At 69.7% G+C, this 12,235-nt stretch carries 9 protein-coding genes; 8 read left to right on the plus strand and 1 reads right to left on the minus strand.

The genetic code is table 11. From position 1 onward, the window contains the following. The first annotated feature begins 265 nt into the window (after positions 1-265). The 3 genes from ACX80F_RS10770 (at position 266) to ACX80F_RS10780 (ending at position 4,568) form a co-directional block, all read left to right on the plus strand. Entirely contained in the window at positions 266-1,474 is a 1,209-nt protein-coding gene (locus ACX80F_RS10770) for a cysteine desulfurase-like protein (RefSeq protein WP_459336385.1), read from the plus strand. A 102-nt stretch (positions 1,475-1,576) separates the two neighbouring features. Beyond that, positions 1,577-2,704 (plus strand): serine hydrolase domain-containing protein, encoded by a 1,128-nt coding sequence (locus ACX80F_RS10775; protein WP_459336386.1) that lies wholly within the window; start codon positions 1,577-1,579, stop codon positions 2,702-2,704. Between the two features lie 112 nt (positions 2,705-2,816). Next, positions 2,817-4,568: an alkaline phosphatase D family protein gene (locus ACX80F_RS10780; RefSeq protein ID WP_459336387.1), complete on the plus strand. Its 1,752-nt coding sequence runs from the start codon at positions 2,817-2,819 to the stop codon at positions 4,566-4,568. A gap of 63 nt (positions 4,569-4,631) precedes the next feature. Here ACX80F_RS10780 and ACX80F_RS10785 read toward each other — a convergent pair whose 3' ends face one another. Next, positions 4,632-5,075 carry an Lrp/AsnC family transcriptional regulator gene (locus ACX80F_RS10785; RefSeq protein ID WP_043441957.1) on the minus strand — a complete coding sequence of 148 codons (444 nt, stop codon included), beginning with the start codon at positions 5,073-5,075 and terminating at the stop codon, positions 4,632-4,634. A 208-nt stretch (positions 5,076-5,283) separates the two neighbouring features. Between ACX80F_RS10785 and pdhA the strand changes: the two genes are divergently transcribed. The 5 genes from pdhA to ACX80F_RS10810 all read left to right on the plus strand — a co-directional run bounded on the left by pdhA (position 5,284) and on the right by ACX80F_RS10810 (position 12,234). Next, complete coding sequence (pdhA, locus tag ACX80F_RS10790; RefSeq protein WP_459336388.1) at positions 5,284-6,480, plus strand: pyruvate dehydrogenase (acetyl-transferring) E1 component subunit alpha; 1,197 nt, start codon at positions 5,284-5,286, stop codon at positions 6,478-6,480. Continuing rightward, the gene (locus ACX80F_RS10795; protein WP_459336389.1) at positions 6,477-7,553 is read left to right on the plus strand and encodes an alpha-ketoacid dehydrogenase subunit beta; all 1,077 of its coding nucleotides are present in this window, start codon (positions 6,477-6,479) and stop codon (positions 7,551-7,553) included. The genes pdhA and ACX80F_RS10795 overlap by 4 nt, the downstream gene beginning before the upstream one ends. A gap of 1 nt (position 7,554) precedes the next feature. After that, entirely contained in the window at positions 7,555-9,207 is a 1,653-nt protein-coding gene (locus tag ACX80F_RS10800) for a dihydrolipoamide acetyltransferase family protein (RefSeq protein ID WP_459336390.1), read from the plus strand. Positions 9,208-9,254: 47 nt separating this feature from the next. After that, complete coding sequence (locus ACX80F_RS10805; protein ID WP_459336391.1) at positions 9,255-9,596, plus strand: hypothetical protein; 342 nt, start codon at positions 9,255-9,257, stop codon at positions 9,594-9,596. Positions 9,597-9,687: 91 nt separating this feature from the next. Further along, complete coding sequence (locus tag ACX80F_RS10810; RefSeq protein ID WP_459336485.1) at positions 9,688-12,234, plus strand: excinuclease ABC subunit UvrA; 2,547 nt, start codon at positions 9,688-9,690, stop codon at positions 12,232-12,234. Position 12,235 lies beyond the last annotated feature (1 nt).

Below are 12,235 nucleotides of genomic sequence, written 5' to 3' on the forward strand. Positions count from 1 at the left end.
CTGTGCGGGTCGTCGGAGCTGTCCGACGTTTCAAAGACGTGCCGTCGGATGCGTTTGAGGCTGCTTTGATTGTGGGCGCTGATGAAGTCGAGGGTGGGCCCGAGTTCGGCGAAGTCCTACCCTGGACCGCGTCGTCCGGAGTCCCGCGCCCATAAGAAACCGCACAAGCTCGGATGCCGATCCCGGAGCGAACTTCTCGAACTGATGTACGACGGCTTTCGCCGCGCCCTTTTCCGCATCGACCTTCACCTGAGAAAGTAACGACATGACTTTGGATATCGCGGCCCTCCGCGCGCACTTCCCCGCCCTGCTTACCGGCACCGCATATTTTGACGGCCCCGGCGGAACGCAAACCCCCACTGTCGTGGGAACCGCGATAGCCGACGCCATCACCGGACCGCTGTCCAACCGCGGCTCCGGCATGGGCTCGGAGAGCAACGCCGAGTCGGCGGTCGGTGGATTCCGATCGGCGATGTCGGACCTCCTCGGGGCGCACCCTCGCGGTGTCGTCTATGGGCGAAGCGCAACGCAGCTCACCTATGACTTCTCCCGCCACCTCGCGAAGACCTGGCAGCCGGGTGACGAAGTCGTCGTGTCACGCCTGGATCATGACTCCAACATCCGCCCCTGGCTGCAAGCAGCCGCCGCGGTCGGCGCCATCGTGCGCTGGATCGAATTCGACCCGGACACCACGGAGATCGACGAAGCGTCCGTCGCCGCCGCGATCACCGAGCGCACGAAGCTGGTCGCGATCACCGCCGCGTCGAACCTGCTCGGCACCAAACCGCCGGTGCGCCGCATCGCCGATGCCGCTCACGCCGTCGGCGCCCTGGTGTACGTGGACGGGGTGCACTACACCGCTCACGCGTCGGTCGACGTGAAGGCGTTGGGATCTGACTTCTTCACCTGTTCGCCCTACAAATTCCTCGGGCCCCATTGCGGCGTCCTCGTGGCCGACCCGGATCTGCTGGAGTCACTGCAGCCGGACAAGCTGCTGCCGTCCACGAACGAGGTTCCCGAGCGGTTCGAGTTCGGTACCCTCCCGTACGAGATCATGGCCGGAGCCACAGCGGCCGTGGATTTCCTCGCCGCGATCGCGCCCGGCGGCGCAACCGGCCGCCGTGCGCGCCTCCTCGCATCCGCCCACGTGGTCGACGAGTACGAGTTCGCGTTACGCTCCCGCATCGAGGCAGGGCTCGCCGAACTGGGCGACGCCGTCACGCTGCACTCGAAAGCCCAGGATCGGACACCGACGCTGCTGGTGACAATTCCGGGCCGGTCCTCCGCGGACGCCTATCGGTTCCTCATCGAACGGAACATCCTCGCACCGGCCGGCTCTTTCTACGCGTACGAAGCGTTCCGTCGTCTCGACCTCGAGGACAGCGCCGCCCTGCGGATCGGCTTGGCGCCGTACAACAACGACGACGATATCGACCGTCTACTGGCCGCGCTCGGAGAGTTCGTTGCCTCATAGCGCGAGGTGACGGTAGTCGCACTGCACGCACTGCACGCATTGCACGCCGATGCCGGTTCGCGGGCATCGGGGCCGGAGGTATCCCGCTGATACTCTCAGGCCGTGGAAGCACAACACCTGCTTGATCAGATCCGCCCGATGGTGGATGCCGGTGAGGTACCAGGTGCTGTCGTGGGTGTCCTGCAGAAAGGTCTTGCGACCGCTGCCGCGGTGGGAACACGTGATCCCGATGGACATACGGCGATGCCCGTCGACGCCGTCATGCGCATCAGTTCCAACACGAAACCCATGGTCGCGGCGATGGCCCTGCTGTTGGTGCAGGACGGCGTGCTTCACCTCGACGACCCGGTGGAGACGTTCCTTCCCGAACTGACCGACCGCCGTGTTCTGCGCCGCCTCGCGGGCCCGCTCGACGATGTAGTGCCGGCCCACCGGCCGATCACCGTTGAGGACCTGCTGACGATGCGTATGGGGTTCGGTTTCGTCTTCGACAGTGACTGTCCAGCAGTCGAGGCGGCTGCGGCCGCTGGACTGGGCTTCGGGCCTCCCGATCCTCCGGCACTGCCGGCGCCCTCGGACTGGATCTCTCGTTTCGCTGCCCTGCCCCTTCTCGAGCAGCCCGGTACCGTCTGGCGGTATGAGCTGGCGTACGCCGTCCTCGGCGTCGTCCTCGCACGAGCATCCACGATGCCCTTGGATCGATTGATGCGCGAGAAGCTGTTCACCCCGCTGGGCATGTCTCAGACAGGATTCGTCGGAGCCCTCGAGCACTTGGTGCCGTCCTTTGCCCGGAACGAGGACGGCCTCGTTGTCTTCGACAGTGCCGTCGAGAGCCGATGGTCGACCCGACCGGCCTTTCCGGACGCACGCGGCGGCCTCGTCTCGACAGCGGGTGACATGCTGCGGTTCGCCCGCATGCTGCTCGACGGCGGCTGCGGATTCCTTTCTCCGGAACTTGTCGCGACCATGACCGCGGACCAGCTCACCGAGGAGCAGCGATCCGCACCGTTAGCGCATGCCTTCCTCGACGGCGGTGGGTGGGGATATGGCGTAGGCATCACCCGTAGCATGCGTGGCCGCCGCTACGGATGGGGCGGCGGGCTCGGTACCCTCTGGTACACGTGGCCCGAGCACGAGACCGCAGTAGTTCTCATGACGCAGGTCATGCCCCCGTCGCATGACCTGTTCGAGACCTTCACCAACGCAGCTGAGATGTCACTCGCCCGCTGAACGAGAATCCCGGTCCGCCCGCTTCCTTCGTCGAGGGCCGCTCGAACCAGCCCGAGGGTAAGCTCTTCGACATCGACCTGCGGGCCGAGAGGTAGAAGGGTAGAACTTACATATGACACCGACGCCCCTGGTCCTTGGCCCCATGCTGCGGTACGTCGACGAAACCTCGGCAAGTATCTGGGTGGAGGTCGGCGCCGCGGCACGCGTCGCCGTCCGGGCCGCCCAGCGATCCTGGGAAGCACGCACGTTCGCGGTCCACGGGCACCACTACGCGCTCGTCGAGGTGGACGGACTCGAGCCGGCAAGCGTCACTTCGTACACGGTGGAGATCGACGGACACCAGGTCTGGCCGGACCCGGGATCCGTGCCCGAATTCCCGCCGTCGAGCATTGCGACACGCACCCCGGGGAAGCCCCTGCGACTGGTCTTCGGGTCCTGCCGCACGAGCGTCCCGCACACCAAGGAAGGCAACCGGACCCACGGCGTCGATGCGATGCGTGCGTACGCGCTCCACCGGGCGAAGGACGATGCTTCACCGCGGCCGGACCTGGTCCTGTTCCTCGGCGACCAGGTGTACGCCGATTCCACCAGTGAGGAGATGCAGGAGTTCATCCGCGGACGGAGGGACATCGAGGAGGATCCCGGCGCCGAGTTGAAGGACTACGAGGAGTACGCCCACCTGTACAAGCTGGCTTGGTCCGACAACGCCAACCGCTGGTTGCTGTCCACCCTTCCCAGTGCCATGATCTTCGACGACCACGACATCCGCGATGACTGGAACGCCTCCACCTCCTGGAAGCAGGAAATGGAGGCCACCTCCTGGTGGCAGGACCGGATCGTCGCAGGCCTCGCGTCGTACTGGGTGTACCAGCACCTCGGCAACCTGTCGCCGGACCGGCGCGCCGAGGACCCCATCTGGCAACGGATCGTCGACCACGACGACGCCGCCGAGCTCGACCTGAGCGAAGAGCTCGACGCCTTCGCCGATCGGGCGGACAAGGACCCGGCCAGCTACCGCTGGAGCTACTGCCGCGACTTCGATGACACGCGCCTGATCGTGGTGGACTCCCGCGTATCCCGCGTGCTGACACCCGATGCACGGGCCCTGCTCAGCGAGGAGGAGACGGGGTGGCTGGATGACAGGATGGTCGGCGGATTCCGGCATCTGCTGGTGGGAACCTCGCTGCCGTTCCTCCTGCCGCTGGGACTGCATCACATCGAGTCGTGGGACGAGGCCCTCGCACAGGGTGCATGGGGCTCACTGGGTGCACGGCTGGGAGAGAAGCTGCGGCAGGGCATGGATCTGGAACACTGGGGCGCTTTCCAGAACAGTTTCCGCGCCGTGGCCCGCATGGCGATCGACGTCGCGGACGGCAACCGGGGCCCGGCGCCGGAGACGGTGACCTTCCTGTCGGGAGACGTCCACTTCTCGTACGTCGCGGAAGTGGACAGGACGTCGGGAAGCCGCATCCTCCAGGTGGTGTGTTCCCCGATCCGTAATCCGCTGCCGCGGCTCCTGCGCTCCTCCACCGCCATCCTGTCCTACGCCGTGGCGGCCCCTATCGGAGCCCTCGTGGCGCGCTCCGTGAAGGTCCCTGACCCACCGTTCCGCTGGCGGAACATCAGGGGACCGTGGTTCGACAACAACCTCGCGTCGCTCGAGGACACCGCGGACGGGCTCACGCTGTCGTGGCGATCGGGAACGGTGGACGGCGACGATCATCTCACCCCCCGGCTCGGGGAAGTTGCCGCCATGACAGTGCCGCGGCGTGGGTCCGGGAACGTGCCGGGCGGGGAGGCAGTACCCGAGGCGGCGCTTTCGCCGTCCAAGGGCAATCGGGCACCGAGAGGACGGCGACGATAGGGAACGGGTCGCCGCATCCACCTCGTTGCAGGTGTCGCCCGGCCCGGGGTGCAACCGGGGGAGTCAGCGCGTGTCGAGGTCCTCGAAGACCAGGAACGTCTGGGTGTCCAGGACACCCGGCATCGACTGCAGCTGGTCGAAGATCACCCGCCGCAACCCCACGTTGTCCTCCGCCCGCACCAGGAGGATGACGTCGAAGTCACCCCCCACCAGCGCGATGTGGTGGATCTCCGGGACGCTGCGCAGCCTGTCCCGGAGCTCCCGCCAGGAGTGCTGCCGCACCTTGAGGGTCACGTAGGCCGAGGACCGGAGGCCGGCCTTCGCCGGGTCGATGATCGCCGTGAAGCGCGTCAGCACCCCGTCCTCGGTGAGCTTCGCGATACGGGAATAGGCGTGCGCGCGTGAGATGTGCACACGCTCCGCCACCGAGGTCACCGACTGCCTGCCGTCCCGCGTGAGTTCGGCGAGGATCTTCCGATCGACGTCGTCGAGCACTCCGTCCACCACGCGTCCACGCTCCTTCACGTAATCCAGCTCACACTGTCAATTCGTCCAAAGAATACTGCTCAAGGCGAGAAAAAATCCACACTTCATCCACTCCGTGGATACAAATAACGTCTGCTGGCCATACTGGTCTCACACAGCATCCAGCGTCGGAGCTACCGCTCGCCGCCGGAAATGGACTGCCGCTGCAGCGGCTGGTGATGGAGGCGCAATGAGTACGGCAACGAATGAGGGCCTCGGCGGCCTGCTGGGCGGAGCCGCCGGAGGCGGAGCGCACGGCACGACGCCGGACGGCGCCCTGCTCCCGTCGGCGGAGCCCGTGCAGCTGGTGGACCCGGACGGCCACCATTCCACCGACGAGCGCTACCTGCTCCCCGACGGCGCTGCGCTGCTCGAGGCCTACGGGCGCCTCATCACCGGGCGCCGCATCAACGACCAGGCCAACGCCCTCGTCCGTCAGGGCCGCATGGCCGTCTACCCCTCCTCCCACGGGCAGGAGGCCTGCCAGGTCGCCGCCGCCGTGGTCCTCGACGCCGAGGACTGGCTCTTCCCGACCTACCGCGACACGGTCGCCGTCATCACCCGCGGCGTCGACCCGCTTCAGGTCCTCACCCTGCTGCGCGGCGACTGGCACGGCGGCTACGACCCGCACGAGCACCGCGTCGCCACCCAGGCCACGCCGCTGGCCACGCAGCTGCTCCACGCCGTCGGCGTCGCCCACGCGGCCAAGCTGCGCGGCGAGCCGACCGTGGTCCTCGCCATGTGCGGTGACGGAGCGACCAGCGAGGGGGACTTCCACGAGGCCCTGAACTTCGCGGCCGTGTTCCACGTGCCCGTCGTGTTCTTCGTCCAGAACAACGAGTTCGCCATCTCGGTCCCGCTCCGGAGCCAGAGCGTCGCGCCGTCCCTCGCCCACAAGGCCATCGGGTACGGCATGCCGGGAGAGCGCGTGGACGGCAACGACCTCGCCGCGCTCCTCGCGGTGCTCGGAAGCGCCGTGCAGAGGGCCCGCGACGGTGGTGGGCCGAGCCTCGTCGAGGCCCACACGTACCGGATGCAGGCGCACACCAACGCGGACGACGCGACCCGCTACCGCTCCGCCGACGACGTCCAGCGCTGGGTGCCGAAGGACCCGATCACGCGCATGCGCACCTACCTGCGCTCGCTGGACCTGCTGACGGATGGGAAGGAGCAGTCGCTGGCCGAGGAGGCGGACGCGATCGCCGCCGCCATCCGGAAGGGACTCAACACGGAGGTCACAGTGAACCCGGCAGAGTTGTTCGAGTACGTGTACACGGAGAAGACGACACAGCTGCGCGAGCAGGCGGAGCAGCTGCGCGAGGAACTGGCGCGCGATGCCGCCGGCCCAGGAACCCCCACGGCAGAGACGAAGGCGGACGGACGATGACCCAGACCACGGAGGCCCCCGCCGGGGGCGTGGCCGCCCGGGGCGACGCCGCCCCGGTGCCCGAAGGACGGGCGACGTCCACCTTCGCCAAAGCCCTCAACGCCGCCCTCGCGGACTCCATGGCGGCCGACGCGTCCGCGTTGATGTTCGGCGAGGACGTCGGGACGCTCGGCGGCGTCTTCCGCATCACGGACGGCCTGACGGCACGCTTCGGGGAGCAGCGCTGCTTCGACACGCCGCTCGCGGAGGCGGGCATCATGGGCATGGCGATCGGCATGGCGATGAACGGCATGAAGCCCGTCGTCGAGATGCAGTTCGACGCCTTCGCCTATCCGGCCTTCGAGCAGGTGGTCAGCCACGTCGCGAAGATGCCGAACCGCACCAAGGGCAAGGTCCGCCTGCCCCTGGTCATCAGGATCCCGTACGCCGGCGGCATCGGCGGGGTGGAGCACCACTGCGACTCCTCCGAGGCCTACTACGCGCACACCCCCGGCCTGACCGTCCTGGCTCCGGCGACCGTCCGCGACGCCTACTTCATGCTGCGCGAGGCCATCGCGTCCCCGGACCCGGTGGTGTTCCTCGAACCGAAGAAGCTGTACTGGGCGAAGGAGGAAGTGGACCTCACGGAGCTCCGCCGGACCTTCGAGGCCGGCGAGGCGCCCCGGCGCATCGGGAAGGCCGTCGTCGCCCGTCCCGGGACCGACGCGACCCTCATCAGCTACGGTCCGTCCGTGCCGACGGCGCTCGCCGCAGCCGCGGCGGCCGCCGAGGAAGGCCGCTCCATCGAGGTCATCGACCTCCGCTCCATCGTGCCGTTCGACGACGAGACCGTGTGTGCCAGCGTCCGCCGGACCGGCCGCGCCGTCGTCGTCGCGGAGGCGCCGGGCTTCGCGTCCGTGGCATCGGAGATCGTGGCCCGGGTCCAGGAACGTTGCTTCCACTCGCTCGCGGCGCCCGTGCTGCGCGTGACCGGATTCGACATCCCGTATCCGTCGCCCAAGCTCGAACATTTCTACCTGCCCAGCGTCGACCGCATCCTCGACGCCGTGGACGACCTGCAGTGGGAGGACTGACATGAGTGCACCCGCCGTCGAATCGGGGCTCCAGGTGTTCGCCCTCCCCGACCTCGGAGAGGGCCTGACCGAGGCCGAGCTGGTGTCCTGGCTCGTCGCCGAGGGGGACACCGTCGCCGTCGACCAGCCCATCGCGGAGGTCGAGACCGCCAAGTCGGTCGTCGAGGTCCCCTCGCCCTTCGCGGGGACCGTCGCCGTGCTGCACGGCCGGCCCGGCGAGGTGCTCGACGTCGGCGCCCCGTTCCTCTCCGTCCGGCCTGAGGGCAGTGCGGGTGCGGCACCGACAGCCCACACCGCCGGCACCGGCGCAGCTGACACCGCTGACATCACCGCAGACACTGACACCGCCACCGACGCCGTCATCGACGCCGCAGCGGCGGAGCTCCGCGAGGAGGCCGGGGTCCCCGCCGCTGCCACCGGCTCCGCAGGTGATGCCTCGACAGCCGGCGGGGGATCGGGGAACGTGCTGATCGGCTACGGCACGCCCGGTGGTCTCACCGGTGGACGCACCCGGCCGCGCAAGGGCCGGACGCAGGGAGCCGTGGCCGCATCGGCGCCGGCGTCCGCTGCCCCGGTTGCTGCGACGCCCACCGTAGCCGCACCTCACGCCCTGGCGGCGACCGACTCCGGGACGTCGTCGCCCGCGGCGAAAGCGGCAACCGACGGCCGGCCCGCCGCGCCTAGTACTGCAGCCGCGCCCGACCTCGGTGTCGCGCCGACGTGCGTCTCGCCCCTGGTCCGGAAACTCGCGCGGGACAACGGCATCCGGCTCGCCGACCTCCACGGATCGGGGGAGAACGGCCTGATCCTCCGCCGTGACGTGGAGCAGGCGGTCGCCGTGAGGACGGCGGCGTCGCCGGACCGCGGGGACCCCGTCGACGCCGTGCCCGGCGCGGCGCCCGCGACCGCTCACGCATCCGCCGCCGAGGTCGATTCCCGGTCCGGCCTCGCGGTCCTCGAGCGCACCCCGCTGAGGGGAGTCCGGCGGACCATCGCCGAGGCCATGACCCGCAGCCGGCGCGAGATCCCCGAGGCCACGGTCTGGGTCGATGTCGACGCCACCGCCCTCGTGGACCTGCGCGAGGCGATGAAGCGCCGGACGCCGGACGCGGTGCCCGGCCTGCTGGCCTTCGTGGCGCGTTTCGTCGTCGCCGGCCTCGCCCGCTACCCGGAACTCAACAGCCGGATCGTGACAGGCGACGACGGCGCCCAGGAGATCGTGCGGGTCGACGGCGTGAACCTCGGGATCGCGGCGCAGACCGAGCGTGGGCTCGTGGTGCCCAGTGTCCGGCGGGCCGACACGCTGTCCGCCCGCGGCCTGGACGCCGAGATCCGCCGCCTGGCCGCCCTGGCCCGCGAGGGCAGGGCCACACCGTCGGACCTCTCCTCCGGCACCTTCACCCTGAACAACTACGGCGTGTTCGGCGTGGACGGCAGCGCGGCCATCATCAACTACCCGGAATCGGCGATCCTCGGGGTGGGCCGGATCATCGACCGCCCGTGGGTCGTGGACGGTCAGCTCGCGGTGCGGAAGGTGACGGAGCTGACGCTCGCGTTCGACCATCGGGTGTGCGACGGCGGAACCGCCGGTGGATTCCTGCGGTTCGTCGCAGATGCGATCGAGAATCCGGGCGGCCTGCTCGCCGACCTGTAGACGCGGGACGGAGTAGAATGTCCGTCCCACGATGAATCAGGTGCAGAATGAAAATCCGCCGAAATCGAAGGAAGCACGACCAGGCCGTCCCGTCGCTGACCGCCGTCGGTGGGACGGACCAGGAGCCGCCGCCGCACCCGGAGGGCCGCCACCACCGGTCCTTCTTCGACGGGCTCGACACCGCTGCGGGGACGTTGTTCGGACCGGCGGCACGCTCCGATGCGAGTACGCCGGTGGTGCACCGCCACGACGCCGCCGAGGAGGAGTCCGAGAGCGCCCTGCGGTCCATCGAGGTCCACACGGACTCCCTCGGCCACCACTACGCGGTGCAGAGGCGTCGACCGGAGGGGCCCGCGGCTGATTCCCCGAAGGACGCAGGGAGTTCCTAGCGGGTTCCGTCGTCGGCCCTGCCGCAAGGGCCCGGGTTCCGGATGGTCCTGTCCCACGCGCTGCCTCCGGAACCGTAGGGTTGGGTCGGTGATCGAGTCGCCGAACAACGCCCCTGCCCACCCCGCCACGGCACGTGACGGCTTCGTCAGCGTCCGAGGCGCGAGCGAGAACAACCTGCGGGGTGTCGATGTCGATGTCCCGCGGGACGCCGTCGTCGCCTTCACCGGGGTCTCGGGCTCGGGCAAGTCCTCCCTGGCGTTCGGGACCATCTACGCCGAGGCACAGCGCCGCTACCTGGAGTCGGTCGCCCCCTACGCGCGGAGGCTCATCCAGCAGGGCCACTCGCCGCACGTCGGCTCGATCACGGGGCTCCCTCCCGCCGTCGCGCTCCAGCAGCGGCGGGGCACGCCCAGCGTGCGCTCGACCGTCGGGACGCTCACCACCCTCTCCAACTCGCTCCGGATGCTCTACTCGCGCGCCGGCACCTACCCGGCGGACGCCGTCGAACGCCTGGAGTCCGACGCCTTCTCACCGAACACCGCCGGGGGAGCGTGCCCGCGGTGCCACGGGCTGGGCATTGCGCGGGATGTCACGGAGGAGACGCTCGTCCCCGACCCGGACCTGACCATCCGCGAGGGTGCCATTGCCGCGTGGCCCGGTGCCTGGCAGGGTAAGAACCTCCGCGATGTCGTCGGCGAGCTCGGCTACGACATCGACGTCCCCTGGCGGGCACTTCCACGCGAGGCGCGGGACTGGCTGCTGTTCACCGACGAGCAGCCCGTCGTCGAGGTGACCCCCCAGCGGGACCGCGTGGCCAAGCCCTACAAGGGGCGCTTCTGGAGTGCGAAGAGCTACGTGATGCACACCCTCCGGGACTCCAAGAGCCAGCAGATGCGCGAGCGCGTGCTGCCCTACATGGAGTCCGGCCCGTGCGGCGAGTGCGGCGGCAGCGGCCTGCGTCCGGAGGCGCTCGCCGTGACCTTCGCCGGGCTGTCGATCGCTGAGGCCAACGCCCTGCCGCTCGCGGAACTCGCCACGCACCTCGGGCCGGCGGCCACGCTCGAGCACCCGGTCGCCGCCCACAGGTCGTGGACGTCGGGGGAGGGGACGGAGGTGTCCGTCACCATCAGCCGCGACCTCGTGCAGCGCCTCGACGTCCTCGTCGACCTCGGCCTGGGCTACCTGAGCCTGAGCCGCGCCACCCCCACGCTCTCGCCGGGTGAGATGCAGCGGCTGCGTATCGCCACCCAGCTCCGGTCCGGGCTGTTCGGCGTCGTCTACGTGCTCGACGAGCCGTCCGCCGGCCTGCATCCCGCCGACGTCGAGCCGCTCCTCGCCGTCCTCGAAGCACTGAAGGACGCCGGCAACTCGGTGTTCGTCGTCGAACACAACATGGACGTCGTCCGCCGCTCGGACTGGATCGTCGACGTCGGCCCGCTCGCCGGGGAGGGCGGCGGCGGCATCATCTACAGCGGTCCCGCCGACGGGCTCGTCGACGTCCCGACCTCGCTCACGGCGCCGTTCCTCGCGCGGACCGCGCCGGCGTCCCGGGCGGACAGCGTCCGCCGGGACCCCTCGGCCTGGCTGCACCTCGAGGGCATCCGCCGCCACAACCTCCAGGGGCTCGACGCCGCCATCCCCGTGGGCGTGCTGACAGCCGTGACCGGCGTGTCCGGATCGGGGAAGTCGACACTCGTCAGCAAGGTCCTCGCCGAGGCCGTGGGGGCACACGTCCGCGACGACACCCCCGCCGACGCCGAGCCGGTCGACGACGGCACGGACCACGAGGCCTACCCCGGCTCCACGGTGGAGGGCATCAGCGGACTCGAAGCCTTCGACCGCCTGGTCAGCGTGGACCAGAAACCCATCGGGCGGACACCGCGCTCCAACCTCGCGACCTACACGGGCCTGTTCGACGCCGTCCGGAAGGCCTTCGCCGCCACGCCCGCCGCGAAGTCACGGGGGTTCGGTGCCGGCCGGTTCTCCTTCAACGTGCAGGGCGGACGGTGCGAGACCTGCCAGGGCGAGGGATTCGTCGCTGTCGAGCTCCTGTTCCTTCCCGGGAGCTACGGCCCCTGCCCGGCCTGCGCCGGGTCCCGCTACAACGAGGAGACCCTCGAGGTCACGCTGGAGGGCCGCACCATCGCGGACGTCCTCGGGCTGACGGTGGACGACGCCGCCTCCTTCCTCGGGACCATCCCGGCCGCGGCCCGCTCGCTCGCCACGCTGCAGGAGGTGGGCCTGGGGTACCTGCGGCTGGGGCAGCCGGCCACGGAACTCTCCGGAGGAGAGGCCCAGCGCATCAAGCTGGCCACCGAACTGCAGCGCGCCCGGCGCGGCCACACACTCTACCTGCTGGACGAGCCGACCACCGGACTGCATCCCGCGGACGTGGTGCTGCTCCTCGCGCAGTTGCGGAAGCTGGTCGATGCCGGCAATACGGTGGTCGTGGTGGAACACACCATGGCGGTCGTGGCGTCCGCGGACTGGGTGATCGACCTCGGCCCGGGCGGAGGGTCCGCCGGCGGCAGGGTCGTGGCCGCCGGGACGCCGGACCGGATCGCCGGGCTCGCGGCCGACGTCAGCGCGACGGCGCCGTACCTCGCCGAGTACCTCGGAACGCCGGTCGGGGTGTGAT

Source organism: Arthrobacter sp. TMS2-4, from assembly GCF_054511075.1.